Here is a 16406-nt window from a genome sequence, read left to right as displayed (position 1 = left end):
GGCCCGCCCCGTCCAGCGCGCTCGTGCACCGCCCGGACTCCGGCCGTACCGTCCGCACCCCCCTGCTGGCCACCCTGCGCGGCAAGGTCGGGCGGCTGATCCGCAAACCGCTGCACCCCACCGCCTCCTGCCGGATCACCCCGAACGGCGGACTGCTGGTCCTGGTGGAGCCCACCGGACTGATCGGCGGCGCCTTCACCCTCACCGTCACCCACCGCCAGCACCCCGCGGACCAGCTGCGCGTCCCGCTGCGCCCACCGGTCGGCGACGATCCGGACCAGCCGTGGACCGCCGAGCTGGACCGCTCCACCCTGTCGCTGGCCGAGGGCCGCTGGGACCTGCATGTGGTCCGGCCCTCCGACGGGGCCCGGCGGCGGGTGGTCTGCCGGTACGCGGAGGGGCGCGGCCTGCTCACCCTGCGGCCCCGGCCCGGCTCCCCGGTCGGCTGGTGGATCCCCTACCCCACCGTCGACGGCTACCTGGCGCTCCGTGCCTGGCAGCGCCCGGTGCACCCGGAGGCCGAGGAGATCGACGCCGGCCAGGACGCCGTCACCGTACGGGGCACCCTCTACGGCGGCGGTCGGACGGGCGCCCTGCCCACCGCCATCGCCGTGCCCAGGGCCCGCGAGGGCGGCGCCACCGAGCCGATCACCGCCCCGGTGACCTGGCTGGACGACGACCGCTTCAGCTTCACCCTGCGCTACGCGGACCTGCCGCCCGGTGTCTGGGACCTGACCCTGGGCCCCACCACCGGGGACCCGGTCCGGGTCGGTCGACTGCTCGGCGACATCGTGGACCGCAACAAGACCGACCTCTACCCGCAACGCGCGGGGGTCCGCCCGTACCTGACCAAGGCGGGCAACCTGGCCATCCACCGCATCTGAACGCCAAGGCCCCGGCGGGACGGCCACCCCGCCGGGGCCCGGCACGCGGAACACCGCCACGGGGCAGCCGGCCCACCGGAGCCACCGGGCCCCGTCACTCAGCCGGGCATCACCGGGACAGCCGCCCCACCAGGACCACCCGACATCACCGTGCGGCCCCAGCGCTCAGCGAGACGCCCCGACCGGGGCGGATCGCTCCGGGAGCCGCCGGCCCCGCCCGGCCCCTCGCTCAGCAGCAGCCGGCGCCCGGCAGGGTCCGCTTGTTGCGCGCCTCGCGGTTGCGGGCCGCCAGCAGTTCGTCCGCCGGATAGCCCACCTCCTCCAGGGTGAGGCCGTGCGGGCGCACCACATGCACCGCGGAGTCCCGCACCCGGGCCGCCAGCACCTTGCCCGGCCAGTCGGTGGGGCGGTGCCCGTCGCCGACGAAGAGCAGCGCGCCGACCAGCGAGCGCACCATGTTGTGGCAGAAGGCGTCGGCCCGCACGGTCGCGGTGATCACCCCGTCCGCGTCCCGCTCCCAGCTGAGTGCCTGGAGGGTGCGGATGGTGGTGGCGCCCTCGCGCCGGCGGCAGTAGGCGGCGAAGTCGTGCTCGCCGAGCAGCGCCTGGGAGGCGGCGTTCATGGCGTCCACGTCCAGCGGCCAGTCGTGCCACAGCACATGCCCGCGCAGCAGCGGGTCCACCCCACCGGGGTGGTCCACCACCCGGTAGGCGTAGCGGCGCCAGACGGCGGAGAAGCGCGCGTTGAACCCGGGCGGCGCGGCGGCCACCCGCCACACCCGGACGTCATGCGGCAGCCGGCCGGCCAGCCGGCGCAGCAGCTTGTCCTGGTGCTCGGCCCAGAGCTGCTCCGGCAGATCGACATGGGCGACCTGGCCGCGGGCGTGCACACCGGCGTCGGTACGGCCCGCGACGGTCAGCTCGTACGTCTCCGTGGACCGGGTCACGGTCCGCAGCGCGTCCTCCAGCTCCCCCTGCACGGTCCGCCGCTCGTGCTGCTTCGCCCAACCGGAGAAGTCCCTGCCGTCATAACTCAGGTCCAGCCGCACCCGTACGAAGCCGGGCTCCGCCTCATCGCTCACGCATCGCTCCTTGTACCTACGGGAACGGGCCCGCTCCCACCAGGGGAACGGGCCCGTCCTCATGACTCACCGTGGGGCACCAGGGGTGCCCGCCCGGCTGGTCAGGCGTCCTTCGACTCCTCGGCGGGAGCCTCGGCAGCCTCGACGGCCTCGTCCTTCTTGAGGGCGTCTTCCTTGACCGCGCGCTTGGTGGCGGCCTCGGCCTCGGCCACGGTCGCCTTCTTGGCGATCTCGCCCTCGACCAGCTCGATCACAGCCATCGGGGCGTTGTCGCCACGACGGTTGCCGATCTTGGTGATGCGGGTGTAGCCACCCGGGCGCTCGGCGTAGCGCGGGGCGATCTCGGTGAACAGCGTGTGCACGATGCCCTTGTCCGTGATCGTCTGCAGCACCAGGCGACGGTTGTGGATGTCGCCCTTCTTCGCCTTGGTGATCAGGCGCTCGGCGACCGGACGCAGGCGGCGGGCCTTGGCCTCGGTCGTGGTGATGCGGCCGTGCTCGAACAGCGCCTTCGCGAGGTTCGCGAGAAGCAGACGCTCGTGCGCGGCGCTGCCGCCCAGACGGGCTCCCTTGGTGGGACGCGGCATGGGTTTTTCTCCTTGTGTCTGCACCGGCCGTACCAGGTACCGGTGTCAGTTACCGCGAGGACTGGTGTCCTGGCGGGTGTGCGGGGGGCCGAGGCCCCCCACAAGATCAGTACTGCTCGGTCTCGACGAACCCGTTGTCCGCGTCGTCGTCGGTGCCGAAGGCGTCCGCGGCGGCGGTGGGGTCGAATCCGGGCGGGCTGTCCTTGAGCGCCAGGCCCATGCCGGCCAGCTTGGCCTTGACCTCGTCGATCGACTTCGCACCGAAGTTGCGGATGTCGAGCAGGTCCGCCTCGGAGCGGGCCACCAGCTCGCCCACCGAGTGGATGCCCTCGCGCTTGAGGCAGTTGTAGGAGCGGACGGTGAGCTCCAGCTCCTCGATCGGCAGCGCCAGGTCGGCGGCGAGCGCGGCGTCCGTCGGGGACGGACCCATGTCGATGCCCTCGGCGTCGACGTTCAGCTCGCGGGCCAGACCGAACAGCTCGACCAGGGTCTTGCCGGCCGACGCCATGGCGTCGCGCGGGCGCATGGCCTGCTTGGTCTCGACGTCGACGATCAGCTTGTCGAAGTCGGTGCGCTGCTCGACTCGGGTCGCCTCGACCTTGTAGGTGACCTTGAGCACCGGCGAGTAGATGGAGTCGACCGGGATGCGGCCGATCTCCTGGCCGACCTGCTTGTTCTGCACGGCGGAGACGTAGCCGCGACCGCGCTCGACGGTCAGCTCCATCTCCAGCTTGCCCTTGGCGTTCAGGGTCGCCAGGACCAGGTCGGGGTTGTGCACCTCGACACCGGCCGGCGGCGCGATGTCCGCGGCGGTGACCAGGCCGGGGCCCTGCTTGCGCAGGTACATCACGACCGGCTCGTCGTGCTCCGAGGAGACGACCAGCTGCTTGATGTTGAGGATGAGGTCGGTGACGTCCTCCTTGACGCCCGGCACGGTGGTGAACTCGTGCAGGACACCGTCGATCCGGATGCTGGTCACAGCCGCACCGGGGATCGAGGAGAGGAGCGTACGACGCAGGGAGTTGCCGAGGGTGTAGCCGAAGCCCGGCTCCAGCGGCTCGATCACGAACCGGGACCGGTACTCGTCCACGACCTCCTCGGTGAGGGAGGGACGCTGGGCGATCAGCATGTCTGTTCCTTCAGTCTTCGGCGCCCGCTATTTGACGCCGTCGGCACTGACAAGGGTACGGGCGGTACGACCCGTTCCGGGGCGTACCGCCCGTACCCACGGGCCCTACTTTGCGTAAAACCCGATGATCAGCTCGGGCCTCACCAGGTGAAGCCCGACGATCGGCTCAAGCCTTACTTGGAGTAAAGCTCGACGATCAGCTGCTCCTGGCTGCGGTCTTCTGGAGGCGACCCCCAGACCCCCGCGGCGCAGGAGCCCGAGCCTTACTTGGAGTAAAGCTCGACGATCAGCTGCTCCTGCACCTGGGTGTCGATCACCTGGCGCTCGGGCAGGCTGTGCACGAGGATCCGCAGCCGGGACGGGATGGCCTCCAGCCACGCCGGCACGGTGCGCTCGCCGGCCTCGGCCTGAGCCACCTGGAAGGGGGTCATGGTCCGGGACTTCGGGCGAACCTCGATGATGTCGTTCACGGCGACGCGGGCCGACGGGATGTCGGTCTTCACGCCGTTCACGGTGAAGTGACCGTGGCGCACCAGCTGACGGGCGTGGTCACGGGACTTGGCGAAGCCAGCCCGGTAGACCACGTTGTCCAGCCGGCTCTCGAGGATGCGCAGCAGGTTCTCACCGGTCTTGCCGGTCTTCCTGTTGGCCTCCGCGTAGTAGCCGCGGAACTGCTTCTCCAGGACACCGTAGATACGGGCTGCCTTCTGCTTCTCACGCATCTGCAGCAGGTACTCGCTGTCCTTGGTGCGCCCGCGACCGTGCTCACCCGGGGGGTAAGGACGGATCTCGATCGGGCACTTCGCGCTCTCGCACTTGCTCCCCTTGAGGAAGAGCTTCTGCTTCTCCCGACGGCAACGCTTGCAGTCGGCCCCGGTGTAACGCGCCATTATTGATGTGTCTCCTCTAGCTCGGCTTGCTCAGCCGGTGGTCAGACCCGGCGCCGCTTCGGCGGGCGGCAGCCGTTGTGCGGCGTGGGGGTGACGTCCTGGATCGAGCCCACCTCGAGGCCGGTGGCCTGCAGGGAGCGGATCGCGGTCTCGCGGCCGGAGCCCGGCCCCTTGACGAAGACGTCAACCTTGCGCATGCCGTGCTCCTGCGCGCGGCGGGCGGCCGACTCGGCGGCCATCTGCGCGGCGAACGGAGTGGACTTGCGCGAGCCCTTGAAGCCGACGTGGCCGGCGGAGGCCCAGGAGATCACGTTGCCGGTCGGGTCGGTGATCGAAACGATGGTGTTGTTGAACGTGCTCTTGATGTGCGCGTGACCGTGAGCGACGTTCTTCTTTTCCTTGCGGCGCACCTTCTTGGCTGCACCCTGACGGCCCTTAGGAGGCATGTCTTTACTCCCGTGGAGTGGAGGTGATCGGTCCTACAGCGAAGACCGCTGATAAGCGTCCGCTGAGGACTACTTCTTGCCCGGCTTCTTCTTACCGGCGATGGCGCGACGCGGGCCCTTGCGGGTGCGAGCGTTGGTGCTGGTGCGCTGACCGTGGACGGGCAGGCCACGGCGGTGACGCAGACCCTGGTAGCAGCCGATCTCCACCTTGCGGCGGATGTCGGCCTGGATCTCACGACGGAGGTCACCCTCGGTCTTGAGGTTGGCGTCCACGTACTCGCGGATCTTGACCAGGTCCTCTTCGGGAAGGTCGCGAACGCGGGTGTTCGGGTTCACACCAGCGGCGGCGAGGGTCTCCTTCGCCAGGGTGCGGCCGATGCCGAAGACGTAGGTGAGGGCGACCTCCACGCGCTTGTCGCGCGGGATGTCAACACCTGAAACGCGTGCCATTCAATGGCTCCTGTTGATGCTCGGGGGTCTTCCACAGCACCACTCCCGACCCGCTCCGCCGCGGCAGGCGGCGATGGCGTGTGTCCGGGTCCCCGGCCCCCGCCGGAGGTGTCGCCGGCCGGAGCCGGCGGATGCTGCGTATGTACGTATTGCTCGCGTCGCGCGAAGAACTGCGAGGTGCAGGTCGGCGTGCGTCAGCCCTGGCGCTGCTTGTGGCGCAGGTTGTCGCAGATGACCATGACCCGGCCGTGGCGGCGGATCACCTTGCACTTGTCGCAGATCTTCTTGACGCTCGGCTTGACCTTCATGGGTGTGAGGTTCTCCGGGTCGTGAGATCTACTTGTAGCGGTAGACGATCCGTCCGCGCGTGAGGTCGTACGGAGACAGCTCCACGACGACCCGGTCATCGGGCAGGATGCGGATGTAGTGCATGCGCATCTTCCCGCTGATGTGCGCGAGGACCTTGTGACCGTTCTGGAGCTCCACCTTGAACATCGCGTTCGGCAGAGACTCGATCACGGTGCCCTCGATTTCGATGGCGCCTTGCTTCTTGGCCATGTCCTGCTTTCGGGATCGGCTACCTTGATCGGCCCGCTGCGCCGTCCCCAGAAACACACCTCGGACAAAAGGTGTGGCTGAAGGCATGCGTGAGCCGACGTGTCAGTCTACGCCAGAGAATCCCGAAACCATAATCCGGGGCAGCATGCCCCCGCGGGGAGATCGTTACGCCCGGGGTGTCGCGGTTCGGACCGCAGGTCTTCCCCGCCGATGACCGCGGGTCGCCCCCGCCGGAAACCGGGGCCGGCCCAGGCCGCAGCCGTGCCACCCCGGTGAAGAGGAGCTCGCGGTCCGGGCGGCGGCTCGCCGTCCCGGACCGGAGGGAGGAGTCGGCCGTCAGCCGAGGGGGTCCGGGGCGGTCTCCACCCCGAGCTCGGCGAGCTTCGCCTTGCCGCCGTCCACCGCGGTGAGGACCAGCGGGCCCTCCTCGGTCAGCGCCACCGAGTGCTCCCAGTGGCTGGACCAGGTGCCGTCGTCCGTCTTGACCGTCCAGTCGTCGGCGAGCACATGGGTCTTCGCGGTACCCAGGCTGACCATCGGCTCGATCGCGATGCAGAAGCCGGGCACCAGCTTGGGGCCCTTGCCGCGCTTGCGGGCGACGTAGTTCAGCAGGTGCGGGTCCATGTGCATCTCGCTGCCGATGCCGTGGCCGCCGTAGTCCTCGATGATCCCGTACTTGCCGGAGGCCGGGCGGGGCTGGCGCCGGATGTAGCCCTCGATGGCCTTGGAGATGTCGACCAGGCGGTTGCCCTTGCGGACCGCGGCGATGCCGGCCCACATCGACTCCTCCGTCACCCGGCTCAGCTCCAGCAGCTCCGGAGCGTGACCGGTGCCCACGAAGGCGGTGAAGGCGGCGTCCCCGTGCCAGCCGTCCACGATCGCGCCGGCGTCGATGGAGATGATGTCGCCGTCCTTGAGCACCGTGGCGGTGTCCGGGATGCCGTGCACCACGACCTCGTTCACCGAGGTGCAGATGGTGGCGGGGAAGCCCCCGTACCCCAGGAAGTTCGACTTGGCGCCGTGCTCGGCGATCACCTTGCGGGCGACGTCGTCCAGGTCCTTGGTGGTCGCCCCGGGCACGGCGGCGGCCCGGCACGCCTGGTGGATGGCCGCGACGACCAGCCCGGCCTCGCGCATCTTCGCGATCTGGTCGGGTGTCTTGATCTCCACCATGGGGCTGCCTTCCACGCTGTCGGTTCCGCTGTGCTGTCGGCGCCGGAAGCGCCCAGGCTCAACAGTACGGCCGCGGTGCCCCCCAAGGGCAACGCGGCCGTACCGGGGCCGATGTCGTCAGGCCGCCTTGTCCCCGTTCGGCAGGGCGGCCATCGCCCGCTCGGTGACCTCGGTGACCTTGCCCAGCGCCGAGATCGTCACGACCAGGCCCTGGGCCTTGTAGTAGTCGATGATCGGCTCGGTCTGGGTGTGGTAGACCTCCAGCCGGTTGCGCACCGTGTCCTCGGAGTCGTCCGCCCGCTGGTAGAGCTCGCCACCGCAGGTGTCGCAGACACCCTCGGTCTTGGGCGCGGAGTAGGTGACGTGGAAGACGTGGCTGGAGTCGTTGCGGCAGATGCGGCGGCCGGCGATGCGCTTGACCACCTCGTCCTCGGGGACCTCCAGGTCCAGCACCGCGTCCAGGCGCATGCCCTCGGCCCGCAGCATCTCGTCCAGCGCTTCGGCCTGCGAGACGTTCCGCGGGAAGCCGTCGAGCAGGAAGCCGTTCGCGGCGTCCGGCTGGGACATGCGGTCCTTGGCCATGCCGATGGTGACCGAGTCCGGCACCAGGTCGCCGGCGTCCATGTACGCCTTCGCCTGCTTGCCGAGGTCGGTCCCCTGGCTGATGTTGGCGCGGAAGAGGTCGCCCGTGGAGATGTGCGGGATGGAGAGGTTCTTGGCCAGGTACGCGGCCTGCGTACCCTTGCCAGCCCCAGGAGGCCCGACGAGGACGATTCGCATCAGCGGAGGAACCCTTCGTAGTGTCGCTGCTGAAGCTGGCTCTCGATCTGCTTCACGGTCTCCAGGCCGACACCCACGATGATGAGGATGCTGGTACCACCGAACGGGAAGTTCTGATTGGCTTTGAGCGTCACCAGCGCCACCGTGGGCACCAGGGCGATCAAACCCAGGTAGAGAGAGCCCGGCCACGTGATGCGGTTCAGCACGTAGCTCAGATACTCCGCGGTGGGACGACCAGCCCGGATGCCCGGGATGAAGCCACCATACTTCTTCATGTTGTCGGCAACTTCTTCGGGGTTGAAGGAGATGGCCACGTAGAAGAAGGCGAAGAAGACGATCAGCAGGAAGTAGGTGACCATGTAGACCGGGTGGTCACCCTTGACGAAGTTGTTTTTGATCCAGATTGCCCAGTCTGCGTTGGAATTGCTGAACTGGACGATCAGCGCCGGAATGTAGAGCAGCGACGAGGCGAAGATGACAGGGATCACACCCGCCTGGTTCACCTTCAGCGGGATGTAGGTCGAGGTACCGCCGTACGAACGGCGTCCGATCATCCGCTTGGCGTACTGCACCGGGATCCGGCGCTGGGCCTGCTCGACGAAGACCACCAGGCCGACCATGACCAGGCCGCAGGCGATCACCAGGGCGAAGTTCAGCCAGCCGCCCATGATCTCGCCGGACTGCTTGATCTGCCACAGACCGCTCGGGAAACCGGCGGCGATGGAGACGAACATCAGGATCGACATGCCGTTGCCGATGCCGCGGTCGGTGACCAGCTCGCCCAGCCACATGATGAGCGCGGTGCCCGCGGTCATCGTCATCACCATGGTGATGGTGGTGAAGACCGACTGGTTCGGGATGATGTCGTTGCCCACCGAGCAGCCAGAGAACAGCGAGCCGCTGCGCGCGGTCGCCACCAGGCCGGTGCTCTGCAGGATCGCGAGTCCCATGGTCAGGTAGCGCGTGTACTGGGTGATCTTCGCCTGGCCGGCCTGGCCCTCCTTCTTGAGGGCTTCGAGGCGCGGGATCACCACGGTGAGCAGCTGGAGGATGATGCTCGCCGTGATGTACGGCATGATCGTGAGCGCGAAGATGGTGATCTGCTGCAGTGCGCCACCGCTGAACATGTTCACCAGGCCGAAGAGGCCCTGGTTGGCTTGGGCCTCGTCCACACACGTCTGGACGTTCTTGTAGTCGACGCCCGGCACCGGGATATGTGACCCGAGCCGGAACAGCACGATGACGCCCAGCGTGAACAGCAGCTTCTTGCGCAGGTCGGGCGTCTTGAACGCCCGGGCGAACGCGGTGAGCACGGTGCCTCCTGCGGGCTCCCGCGTCAGGCGCGAGAGGTGACGGTCTTGAGGAACGACGAATACAAAATCAGCCAACGTCCACGCGGGCACACGCCGCGCGGAAGGTAACAGCGCACGCCACCTTACCGGCGACCTGGCCCCCCTTGGAACGACCAACCGGGGATGCCCCTCACAGAGGCATCCCCGGCCGGGTGTGCATCAGGCTCAGACGAGCTCGGTGACGGTACCGCCGGCAGCGGTGATCTTCTCCTTGGCGGAGCCGGAGACGGCGTCGACCGTCACCTGCAGCGCCACGGTGATCTCACCCGTGCCGAGCACCTTGACCAGCTCGTTCTTGCGCACCGCACCCTTGGCGACCAGGTCGGCCACCGTGACCTCGCCACCCTGCGGGTAGAGCGCGGCCAGCTTGTCCAGGTTCACGACCTGGTACTCGGTGCGGAAGGGGTTCTTGAAGCCCTTCAGCTTCGGGAGGCGCATGTGGAGGGGCATCTGCCCACCCTCGAAGCGCTCCGGAACCTGGTAACGGGCCTTCGTACCCTTGGTACCACGACCAGCGGTCTTACCCTTGGACGCCTCGCCACGACCGACACGGGTCTTGGCGGTCTTGGCGCCCGGGGCGGGCCGGAGGTTGTGGACCTTCAGCGGCTTGCTCTCCGCCATGTCAGTCGACCTCCTCGACCGTCACGAGGTGGCGGACGGTGTGCACCATGCCGCGGATCTCGGGGCGGTCCTCCTTGACAACCACGTCGTTCAGGCGCTTGAGCCCGAGCGAACGCAGGGTGTCGCGGTGGTTCTGCTTGCTACCGATGTAGGACTTCGTCTGGGTGACCTTGAGGCGAGCCATCACACACCCACCCCGGCACGCGCCCGCAGCAGAGCGGCGGGAGCGACGTCCTCCAGCGGCAGGCCACGACGGGCGGCGATCTCCTCGGGCCGCTGCAGGCCTTGGAGCGCCTCCACCGTGGCGTGCACGATGTTGATCGGGTTGGACGAGCCGAGCGACTTGCTCAGCACGTCGTGGATGCCCGCGCACTCCAGCACGGCACGCACCGGGCCACCGGCGATCACACCGGTACCGGGCGAAGCCGGCTTCAGCAGCACGACGCCCGCGGCCTTCTCACCCTGGATGGGGTGAGGGATGGTGCCGGCGATCCGGGGGACCTTGAAGAAGTGCTTCTTGGCCTCCTCAACACCCTTGGCGATGGCGGCCGGCACCTCCTTGGCCTTGCCGTAACCGACACCCACGGTGCCGTCACCGTCGCCCACCACGACCAGCGCGGTGAAGCTGAAGCGACGACCACCCTTCACAACCTTGGCGACGCGGTTGATCGCGACAACACGCTCGACGTAGGCGGTCTTCTCGGCGGCAGCGCCACCGTCCCGCCGGTCCTTACGGTCCCGCCGCTCGCCGCCACCGGCACCGCTCCCGCGGCGCTGGGGTCCAGCCATTGGAATTACCTCTCTCGTTTGCGTCCGCTAGCTACGGAACCGCGGCTCAGAACTTGAGCCCGGCCTCGCGGGCGGCGTCGGCCAGGGCGGCGATGCGCCCGGCGTACTGGTTGCCGCCACGGTCGAACACGACGGCCTCGACGCCGGCGGCCTTGGCGCGCTCGGCGACCAGGGAGCCGACCTTCTGGGCCTGCGCGGTCTTGTCACCCTCGATGCCCCGAATGGAGGCGTCCAGGTGCGACGCGGAGGCCAGCGTGTGGCCCTTGATGTCGTCGATGACCTGCGCGGTGATACCGCGGTTGGACCGGGTCACCACCAGGCGCGGACGCTCTGCGGAGCCGTTGACCCGCTTGCGAATGCGGATGTGGCGACGCTTGGCGGCGGCGCGCTTGTAAGCATCGCCCTTGGCGATCTTCACACCGTATGCCATGGCTTACTTACCAGCCTTTCCGACCTTGCGGCGGATGACTTCGCCCTCGTACTTGACGCCCTTGGCCTTGTACGGGTCGGGCTTCCGCAGCTTGCGGATGTTCGCGGCGACCTCGCCGACCTTCTGCTTGTCGATGCCCTCGACGCTGAAGCGAGTGGGGGTCTCCACCTTGAAGGAGATGCCCTCCGGGGCCTCGACCAGGATCGGGTGGCTGTAGCCCAGGGCGAACTCCAGGTTGGAGCCCTTCGCCTGGACGCGGTAACCGACACCGCTGATCTCGAGCTTCTTGACGTACCCCTGGGTCACGCCGGTGATCATGTTCGCCACCAGCGTGCGGGACAGGCCGTGCAGGGCCTTGTTCTGACGCTCGTCGTTCGGGCGGGAGACGACGATGGCGCCGTCCTCACCCTTGGCGATCTCGATGGGCGCCGCGACGGTGTGCGAGAGAGAACCCTTGGGGCCCTTCACTGCGACCGTACGGCCATCGATGGTGACGTCCACACCAGCGGGAACCTGGATGGGCAGCCGTCCAATACGCGACATGGCTTTTCCTCCGTTCCCGGGTTACCAGACGTAGGCGAGGACTTCCCCACCCACGCCCTTCTTCTGAGCCTGCTTGTCGGTGAGGAGACCGTGCGACGTGGAGATGATCGCCACGCCCAGGCCGCCGAGCACCTTCGGCAGGTTGGTGGACTTTGCGTAGACCCGCAGGCCCGGCTTGGAAATCCGCTTGATGCCGGCGATCGAGCGCTCGCGGTTCGGGCCGAACTTCAGCTCGAGGACGAGGTTCTTGCCGACCTCGGCGTCCTCGACCTTCCAGCCGGTGATGTAGCCCTCCTGCTGGAGGATCTCCGCGATGTGCGACTTGATCTTGCTGTGCGGCATCACGACGGAGTCGTGGTAAGCCGAGTTCGCGTTTCGCAGACGCGTGAGCATGTCTGCGATCGGATCGGTCATGGTCATGATGGCCTTCGGCCTCTCTCGCCGGGGTTTCCTATATGCGCCATCCCTCTCCCCCATCAGGCTGGGGGCGGGTGCGGCGCGGGGACCTACGGCGTAGTAAGTGTCAGTTGCGGGCTCGGCCCGCGGGCGGCCATGGGCGACAGGCGCCCAACCCCACCAGCCTAAGGGATACCGGCTGATGGGTTCGCCGCCCGCCGGCCGCCCACGAGGGGCGGCCGGCGGACCGCGAGGGGCTTGCGCCGCCCAAGGTACTTACCGAGAGACCTGGTTCATCCCTGGAACAGGGATTACCAGGAGCTCTTGGTCACGCCCGGCAGCTCGCCACGGTGAGCCATCTCACGAAGGCACACGCGGCACAGGCCGAACTTGCGGTACACGGAGTGCGGACGGCCGCAGCGCTGGCAGCGGGTGTACGCACGCACGCCGAACTTGGGCTTGCGGGCGGCCTTGGCAATAAGAGCCTTCTTCGCCACGGCTCACGCCTCCTTGAACGGGAAGCCGAGGTGACGAAGGAGGGCCCGGCCCTCGTCGTCGTTGGTCGCCGTGGTCACCACGGTGATGTCCATACCCCGGACGCGGTCGATCTTGTCCTGGTCGATCTCGTGGAACATGACCTGCTCCGTGAGACCGAAGGTGTAGTTGCCCCGGCCGTCGAACTGCTTCGGCGACAGACCGCGGAAGTCGCGGATGCGCGGCAGCGCGAGCGACAGCAGGCGGTCCAGGAACTCCCACATGCGGTCACCGCGGAGGGTGACGTGGGCACCGATCGGCTGGCCCTCACGCAGCTTGAACTGCGCGATGGACTTGCGGGCCTTGGTGACGGCCGGCTTCTGACCGGTGATCGTGGTGAGGTCGCGGATGGCGCCCTCGATCAGCTTGGAGTCGCGGGCGGCGTCGCCCACACCCATGTTGACCACGATCTTGGTGAGACCCGGGACCTGCATGACGTTCTCGTACTTGAACTCGTCACGCAGCTTGCCCGCGATCTCCTCGCGGTAGCGCGTCTTCAGACGCGGCGCAGTGGTGGCAGTCATCAGATGTCCTCACCGGTCCGCTTGGCAACGCGGATCTTGTTGCCGTTCTCATCGAAGCGGTAGCCGACGCGGGTGACGACCTTGTTGCCGTCCTTCTCCACGACGAGCTGCACGTTGCTCACGTGCACCGGGGCCTCGACGGTGATGATGCCGCCGGTCTTGGAACCACGGGCGGTCTGGCCGGCCTTGGTGTGCTTCTTGACCCGGTTGACACCCTCGACCAGGACACGGTCCTCGCGGGGGTAGGCCTCGATGACCTTGCCCTGCTTGCCCTTGTCCTTACCGGTGATGACCTGGACCAGGTCGCCCTTCTTGATCTTCATCGGTTACAGCACCTCCGGCGCGAGCGAGATGATCTTCATGAACTTCTTCTCGCGCAGCTCACGGCCCACGGGGCCGAAGATACGGGTGCCGCGGGGGTCGCCATCGTTCTTGAGGATGACGGCCGCGTTCTCGTCGAAGCGGATGTACGAGCCGTCGGGGCGGCGGCGCTCCTTGACGGTGCGCACGACGACAGCCTTGACGACGTCGCCCTTCTTCACGTTGCCACCGGGGATCGCGTCCTTGACGGTGGCGACGATGACGTCACCGATGCCCGCGTAGCGGCGACCGGAACCACCGAGAACACGGATGCAAAGGATCTCCTTCGCACCAGTGTTGTCGGCGACGCGCAGTCGCGACTCCTGCTGGATCACGTCTATCTCCTGATCGTCTGCCGGTTCCCGGCCGGGGCTACCACTGAGTAGAGGTAGCCCCGGCCGAGCCTGGCGGAACTGACCTGAGGGGGAACCTCAGGAAATTACTTGGCCTTCTCGAGGATCTCGACGACGCGCCAGCGCTTGGTCGCGGACAGCGGCCGGGTCTCCATCAGGAGGACGCGGTCGCCGACACCCGCGGCGTTCTGCTCGTCGTGCGCCTTGAGCTTGTTGGTACGGCGGATGACCTTGCCGTACAGCGCGTGCTTGACGCGGTCCTCGACAGCGACGACGACGGTCTTGTCCATCTTGTCGCTGACGACCAGACCCTCACGGGTCTTGCGGAAACCGCGCTCAGTCTTGTTCTCAGTCACGTTGTTCTCGCTCATCAGGCGCTCTCCACCGTCTCGATGCCGAGCTCGCGCTCCCGCATCAGGGTGTAGATCCGGGCGATGTCCTTGCGGACGGCCTTCAGCCGGCCGTGGTTCTCAAGCTGTCCGGTCGCCGCCTGGAAGCGGAGGTTGAACAGCTCTTCCTTGGCCTCGCGAAGCTTGGCAACGAGGTCCTCGTTGTTCAGCTCACGCAGCTCGGACGCCTTGGTACCGGCCGCCATCACGACTCACCTGCCTCGCGCCGCACGATCCGGCACTTCATCGGGAGCTTGTGAGCAGCGCGGGTGAGCGCCTCACGCGCAATCTTCTCGTTCGGGTAGGACAGCTCGAACATCACCCGACCGGGCTTGACGTTCGCGATCCACCACTCCGGCGAACCCTTACCGGAACCCATGCGGGTCTCGGCGGGCTTCTTGGTCAGCGGGCGGTCCGGGTAGATGTTGATCCACACCTTGCCACCACGCTTGATGTGACGGGTCATGGCGATACGAGCTGCCTCGATCTGCCGGTTCGTCACATAGGCCGGGGTGACGGCCTGGATGCCGTACTCACCGAACGCCAGCTCGGTGCCACCCTTGGCCATGCCGTTCCGCTTGGGGTGGTGCTGCTTGCGGTGCTTGACCCTGCGAGGGATCAGCATGTCGGTCAGGCCTCCGTTCCGGTGCTCTCAGCAGCCGGAGCAGCGGCAGCGGCCTCGGCCTTGGGGGCCTCGGCAGCGGCGTTCTGCTGCTGCGGCTTACGGCCACGGCCGCCACGCTCGCCACCACGGCGCTGCGGGCGGTCGCTGCCACCACGCGACGGGCGGTTGCCGGCGCGGGCGGCGGCGTTCTCGGCGCGGACCTCGGCGATGTTCTTGACGTCGCCCTTGTAGATCCACACCTTGACGCCGATGCGGCCGAAGGTGGTCTTGGCCTCGAAGAAGCCGTACTCGACGTTCGCGCGAAGGGTGTGCAGCGGCACACGGCCCTCGCGGTAGAACTCCGAGCGGGACATCTCGGCGCCGCCGAGACGGCCACCGCACTGGATCTTGATGCCCTTGGCACCGGCCTTCATCGCGCTCTGCATGCTCTTGCGCATGGCACGGCGGAAGGAGACACGGGAGGAGAGCTGCTCGGCGACGGCCTGGGCCACCAGCTGAGCGTCCACCTCGGGGTTCTTGACCTCGAGGATGTTCAGCTGCACCTGCTTGCCGGTCAGCTTCTCCAGGTCGCCGCGGATGCGGTCGGCCTCCGCGCCGCGACGGCCGATGACGATGCCCGGCCGGGCGGTGTGGATGTCGACGCGGACGCGGTCGCGGGTGCGCTCGATCTCCACCTTGGAGATGCCGGCCCGCTCCATGCCCTGCGTCATCATCCGGCGGATGGCGACGTCTTCCTTGACGTAGTCCTTGTACAGCTTGTCGGCGTACCAGCGCGACTTGAAGTCGGTGGTGATGCCGAGCCGGAACCCGTGCGGGTTAACCTTCTGGCCCATTACCGGGTTCCTTCCTTGCTGCTGACGACCACGGTGATGTGGCTGGTCCGCTTGCGGATCCGGTAGGCGCGGCCCTGGGCACGCGGCCGGAACCGCTTCAGGGTCGGGCCCTCGTCGACGTACGCCTCGCTGATGACCAGCGTGGAGGCGTCGGTGTGGTCGTAGTTGTGCGCGGCGTTGGCAATGGCGCTGTCCAGCACCTTGCCCACCGGCACGCTCGCGGCCTGCGGGGCGAAACGCAGGACCGCCTGAGCCTCCGTGGCATCCATGCCACGGATGAGGTCCACCACGCGGCGGGCCTTCATGGGCGTGACGCGGATGTACCGCGCCTGGGCCCTGGCTTCCATGGTTGTCCCTTCGGTGTCAGTCATATGGTCTTCGCTTTTTCCGCAGATCAGCGACGACGCGACTTGCGGTCGTCCTTCTCGTGGCCGCGGAAGGTGCGGGTCGGCGCGAACTCGCCGAGCTTGTGGCCGACCATCGACTCGGTGACGAACACCGGGACGTGCTTGCGGCCGTCGTGCACCGCGATCGTGTGGCCGAGCATGGCCGGGACGATCATCGAGCGGCGGGACCAGGTCTTGATGACGTTCTTGGTGCCGGCTTCGTTCTGGACATCCACCTTCTTGATCAGGTGGTCGTCGACGAAGGGCCCCTTCTTGAGACTGCGCGGCATCTA

The 16406-nt window shown here is 67.8% G+C and carries 27 protein-coding genes and 1 pseudogene; 1 reads left to right on the top strand and 27 read right to left on the bottom strand.

Annotated elements, in window-relative coordinates; genetic code table 11:
- Positions 1 to 884 (top strand): annotated as a pseudogene (locus tag E4099_RS32895) (glycosyltransferase family 4 protein); the annotation flags it as partial.
- 229 nt (positions 885 to 1113) lie between these two features.
- Here the strand turns inward: E4099_RS32895 and truA are convergent.
- The 27 genes from truA to rpsS form a co-directional block, all read right to left on the bottom strand.
- The gene (gene truA / locus E4099_RS09160) at positions 1114 to 1965 is read right to left on the bottom strand and encodes a tRNA pseudouridine(38-40) synthase TruA (protein ID WP_135338469.1); all 852 of its coding nucleotides are present in this window, start codon (positions 1963 to 1965) and stop codon (positions 1114 to 1116) included.
- 101 nt (positions 1966 to 2066) lie between these two features.
- Positions 2067 to 2552, bottom strand: a complete 486-nt coding sequence (gene rplQ, locus E4099_RS09155; protein ID WP_135338468.1) for a 50S ribosomal protein L17 — start codon at positions 2550 to 2552, stop codon at positions 2067 to 2069.
- A 106-nt stretch (positions 2553 to 2658) separates the two neighbouring features.
- Complete coding sequence (locus E4099_RS09150; protein WP_135338467.1) at positions 2659 to 3681, bottom strand: DNA-directed RNA polymerase subunit alpha; 1023 nt, start codon at positions 3679 to 3681, stop codon at positions 2659 to 2661.
- Positions 3682 to 3944: 263 nt separating this feature from the next.
- On the bottom strand, positions 3945 to 4571 hold the full coding sequence (rpsD, locus tag E4099_RS09145) for a 30S ribosomal protein S4 (RefSeq protein ID WP_135338466.1): 627 nt from the start codon (positions 4569 to 4571) through the stop codon (positions 3945 to 3947).
- Between the two features lie 41 nt (positions 4572 to 4612).
- Positions 4613 to 5017: a 30S ribosomal protein S11 gene (gene rpsK / locus E4099_RS09140; RefSeq protein WP_003948617.1), complete on the bottom strand. Its 405-nt coding sequence runs from the start codon at positions 5015 to 5017 to the stop codon at positions 4613 to 4615.
- Positions 5018 to 5086: 69 nt separating this feature from the next.
- Positions 5087 to 5467, bottom strand: a complete 381-nt coding sequence (gene rpsM, locus E4099_RS09135) for a 30S ribosomal protein S13 (protein WP_135338465.1) — start codon at positions 5465 to 5467, stop codon at positions 5087 to 5089.
- A 194-nt stretch (positions 5468 to 5661) separates the two neighbouring features.
- Entirely contained in the window at positions 5662 to 5775 is a 114-nt protein-coding gene (rpmJ, locus tag E4099_RS09130; RefSeq protein WP_003956441.1) for a 50S ribosomal protein L36, read from the bottom strand.
- 28 nt (positions 5776 to 5803) lie between these two features.
- Positions 5804 to 6025 (bottom strand): translation initiation factor IF-1, encoded by a 222-nt coding sequence (gene infA, locus E4099_RS09125; protein ID WP_003956442.1) that lies wholly within the window; start codon positions 6023 to 6025, stop codon positions 5804 to 5806.
- Positions 6026 to 6361: 336 nt separating this feature from the next.
- A complete protein-coding gene (gene map, locus E4099_RS09120) occupies positions 6362 to 7198 on the bottom strand; it encodes a type I methionyl aminopeptidase (protein ID WP_135338471.1) in 837 nt (278 codons plus the stop codon).
- 117 nt (positions 7199 to 7315) lie between these two features.
- Positions 7316 to 7978, bottom strand: coding sequence for an adenylate kinase (locus tag E4099_RS09115; protein WP_135338464.1), 663 nt, complete (start codon positions 7976 to 7978; stop codon positions 7316 to 7318).
- Positions 7978 to 9291: a preprotein translocase subunit SecY gene (secY, locus tag E4099_RS09110; RefSeq protein WP_135338463.1), complete on the bottom strand. Its 1314-nt coding sequence runs from the start codon at positions 9289 to 9291 to the stop codon at positions 7978 to 7980. The genes E4099_RS09115 and secY overlap by 1 nt, the downstream gene beginning before the upstream one ends.
- 204 nt (positions 9292 to 9495) lie before the next feature.
- Complete coding sequence (rplO, locus tag E4099_RS09105) at positions 9496 to 9951, bottom strand: 50S ribosomal protein L15 (protein WP_135338462.1); 456 nt, start codon at positions 9949 to 9951, stop codon at positions 9496 to 9498.
- A gap of 1 nt (position 9952) precedes the next feature.
- The gene (rpmD, locus tag E4099_RS09100; RefSeq protein WP_037912396.1) at positions 9953 to 10135 is read right to left on the bottom strand and encodes a 50S ribosomal protein L30; all 183 of its coding nucleotides are present in this window, start codon (positions 10133 to 10135) and stop codon (positions 9953 to 9955) included.
- Positions 10135 to 10740 (bottom strand): 30S ribosomal protein S5, encoded by a 606-nt coding sequence (gene rpsE, locus E4099_RS09095; RefSeq protein ID WP_135338461.1) that lies wholly within the window; start codon positions 10738 to 10740, stop codon positions 10135 to 10137. The genes rpmD and rpsE overlap by 1 nt, the downstream gene beginning before the upstream one ends.
- A gap of 46 nt (positions 10741 to 10786) precedes the next feature.
- On the bottom strand, positions 10787 to 11170 hold the full coding sequence (gene rplR / locus E4099_RS09090) for a 50S ribosomal protein L18 (RefSeq protein WP_135338460.1): 384 nt from the start codon (positions 11168 to 11170) through the stop codon (positions 10787 to 10789).
- A 3-nt stretch (positions 11171 to 11173) separates the two neighbouring features.
- Complete coding sequence (gene rplF / locus E4099_RS09085; protein ID WP_135338459.1) at positions 11174 to 11713, bottom strand: 50S ribosomal protein L6; 540 nt, start codon at positions 11711 to 11713, stop codon at positions 11174 to 11176.
- A 21-nt stretch (positions 11714 to 11734) separates the two neighbouring features.
- The gene (rpsH, locus tag E4099_RS09080) at positions 11735 to 12133 is read right to left on the bottom strand and encodes a 30S ribosomal protein S8 (protein ID WP_135338458.1); all 399 of its coding nucleotides are present in this window, start codon (positions 12131 to 12133) and stop codon (positions 11735 to 11737) included.
- Positions 12134 to 12420: 287 nt separating this feature from the next.
- Positions 12421 to 12606 carry a type Z 30S ribosomal protein S14 gene (locus E4099_RS09070; protein ID WP_003956452.1) on the bottom strand — a complete coding sequence of 62 codons (186 nt, stop codon included), beginning with the start codon at positions 12604 to 12606 and terminating at the stop codon, positions 12421 to 12423.
- 3 nt (positions 12607 to 12609) lie between these two features.
- Complete coding sequence (gene rplE, locus E4099_RS09065) at positions 12610 to 13167, bottom strand: 50S ribosomal protein L5 (RefSeq protein ID WP_135338457.1); 558 nt, start codon at positions 13165 to 13167, stop codon at positions 12610 to 12612.
- The gene (rplX, locus tag E4099_RS09060; protein ID WP_135338456.1) at positions 13167 to 13490 is read right to left on the bottom strand and encodes a 50S ribosomal protein L24; all 324 of its coding nucleotides are present in this window, start codon (positions 13488 to 13490) and stop codon (positions 13167 to 13169) included. Before rplX ends, rplE begins: the two co-directional genes overlap by 1 nt.
- 3 nt (positions 13491 to 13493) lie before the next feature.
- A complete protein-coding gene (gene rplN / locus E4099_RS09055; protein WP_055718836.1) occupies positions 13494 to 13862 on the bottom strand; it encodes a 50S ribosomal protein L14 in 369 nt (122 codons plus the stop codon).
- A gap of 104 nt (positions 13863 to 13966) precedes the next feature.
- Positions 13967 to 14251: a 30S ribosomal protein S17 gene (gene rpsQ / locus E4099_RS09050; RefSeq protein ID WP_135338455.1), complete on the bottom strand. Its 285-nt coding sequence runs from the start codon at positions 14249 to 14251 to the stop codon at positions 13967 to 13969.
- The gene (gene rpmC / locus E4099_RS09045; protein ID WP_065963002.1) at positions 14251 to 14475 is read right to left on the bottom strand and encodes a 50S ribosomal protein L29; all 225 of its coding nucleotides are present in this window, start codon (positions 14473 to 14475) and stop codon (positions 14251 to 14253) included. The genes rpsQ and rpmC overlap by 1 nt, the downstream gene beginning before the upstream one ends.
- Positions 14475 to 14894 (bottom strand): 50S ribosomal protein L16, encoded by a 420-nt coding sequence (gene rplP / locus E4099_RS09040; RefSeq protein WP_135338454.1) that lies wholly within the window; start codon positions 14892 to 14894, stop codon positions 14475 to 14477. The genes rpmC and rplP overlap by 1 nt, the downstream gene beginning before the upstream one ends.
- A 5-nt stretch (positions 14895 to 14899) precedes the next feature.
- Entirely contained in the window at positions 14900 to 15727 is an 828-nt protein-coding gene (gene rpsC / locus E4099_RS09035; RefSeq protein WP_135338453.1) for a 30S ribosomal protein S3, read from the bottom strand.
- Positions 15727 to 16074, bottom strand: coding sequence for a 50S ribosomal protein L22 (rplV, locus tag E4099_RS09030; RefSeq protein ID WP_009997296.1), 348 nt, complete (start codon positions 16072 to 16074; stop codon positions 15727 to 15729). The genes rpsC and rplV overlap by 1 nt, the downstream gene beginning before the upstream one ends.
- A 47-nt stretch (positions 16075 to 16121) precedes the next feature.
- Positions 16122 to 16403 carry a 30S ribosomal protein S19 gene (gene rpsS, locus E4099_RS09025; protein WP_014178772.1) on the bottom strand — a complete coding sequence of 94 codons (282 nt, stop codon included), beginning with the start codon at positions 16401 to 16403 and terminating at the stop codon, positions 16122 to 16124.
- Positions 16404 to 16406: the final 3 nt, after the last annotated feature.

This window comes from Streptomyces palmae (assembly GCF_004684805.1).
Classification (GTDB): Bacteria; Actinomycetota; Actinomycetes; order Streptomycetales; family Streptomycetaceae; genus Streptomyces; species Streptomyces palmae.
The sequence above is the reverse complement of the archived record's forward strand: the minus strand, read 5'-3'. Positions and strand labels throughout refer to the sequence as shown.

Coding starts and splice junctions, on each gene's coding strand:
- rplF (WP_135338459.1), bottom strand. CDS start 11,713: ATGTCGCGTATTGGACGGCTGCCCATCCAGGTTCCCGCTGGTGTGGAC.
- rpsM (WP_135338465.1), bottom strand. CDS start 5,467: ATGGCACGCGTTTCAGGTGTTGACATCCCGCGCGACAAGCGCGTGGAG.
- rpsH (WP_135338458.1), bottom strand. CDS start 12,133: ATGACCATGACCGATCCGATCGCAGACATGCTCACGCGTCTGCGAAAC.
- rplO (WP_135338462.1), bottom strand. CDS start 9,951: ATGGCGGAGAGCAAGCCGCTGAAGGTCCACAACCTCCGGCCCGCCCCG.
- infA (WP_003956442.1), bottom strand. CDS start 6,025: ATGGCCAAGAAGCAAGGCGCCATCGAAATCGAGGGCACCGTGATCGAG.
- rplQ (WP_135338468.1), bottom strand. CDS start 2,552: ATGCCGCGTCCCACCAAGGGAGCCCGTCTGGGCGGCAGCGCCGCGCAC.
- rpmD (WP_037912396.1), bottom strand. CDS start 10,135: ATGGCTCGCCTCAAGGTCACCCAGACGAAGTCCTACATCGGTAGCAAG.
- rpmJ (WP_003956441.1), bottom strand. CDS start 5,775: ATGAAGGTCAAGCCGAGCGTCAAGAAGATCTGCGACAAGTGCAAGGTG.
- E4099_RS09115 (WP_135338464.1), bottom strand. CDS start 7,978: ATGCGAATCGTCCTCGTCGGGCCTCCTGGGGCTGGCAAGGGTACGCAG.
- rpsC (WP_135338453.1), bottom strand. CDS start 15,727: ATGGGCCAGAAGGTTAACCCGCACGGGTTCCGGCTCGGCATCACCACC.
- rplP (WP_135338454.1), bottom strand. CDS start 14,894: ATGCTGATCCCTCGCAGGGTCAAGCACCGCAAGCAGCACCACCCCAAG.
- rpmC (WP_065963002.1), bottom strand. CDS start 14,475: ATGGCGGCCGGTACCAAGGCGTCCGAGCTGCGTGAGCTGAACAACGAG.
- rplR (WP_135338460.1), bottom strand. CDS start 11,170: ATGGCATACGGTGTGAAGATCGCCAAGGGCGATGCTTACAAGCGCGCC.
- rpsD (WP_135338466.1), bottom strand. CDS start 4,571: ATGGCGCGTTACACCGGGGCCGACTGCAAGCGTTGCCGTCGGGAGAAG.
- rplE (WP_135338457.1), bottom strand. CDS start 13,167: ATGACTGCCACCACTGCGCCGCGTCTGAAGACGCGCTACCGCGAGGAG.
- E4099_RS09150 (WP_135338467.1), bottom strand. CDS start 3,681: ATGCTGATCGCCCAGCGTCCCTCCCTCACCGAGGAGGTCGTGGACGAG.
- rpsQ (WP_135338455.1), bottom strand. CDS start 14,251: ATGAGCGAGAACAACGTGACTGAGAACAAGACTGAGCGCGGTTTCCGC.
- rpsS (WP_014178772.1), bottom strand. CDS start 16,403: ATGCCGCGCAGTCTCAAGAAGGGGCCCTTCGTCGACGACCACCTGATC.
- rpsE (WP_135338461.1), bottom strand. CDS start 10,740: ATGGCTGGACCCCAGCGCCGCGGGAGCGGTGCCGGTGGCGGCGAGCGG.
- rplV (WP_009997296.1), bottom strand. CDS start 16,074: ATGGAAGCCAGGGCCCAGGCGCGGTACATCCGCGTCACGCCCATGAAG.
- map (WP_135338471.1), bottom strand. CDS start 7,198: ATGGTGGAGATCAAGACACCCGACCAGATCGCGAAGATGCGCGAGGCC.
- rpsK (WP_003948617.1), bottom strand. CDS start 5,017: ATGCCTCCTAAGGGCCGTCAGGGTGCAGCCAAGAAGGTGCGCCGCAAG.
- rplX (WP_135338456.1), bottom strand. CDS start 13,490: ATGAAGATCAAGAAGGGCGACCTGGTCCAGGTCATCACCGGTAAGGAC.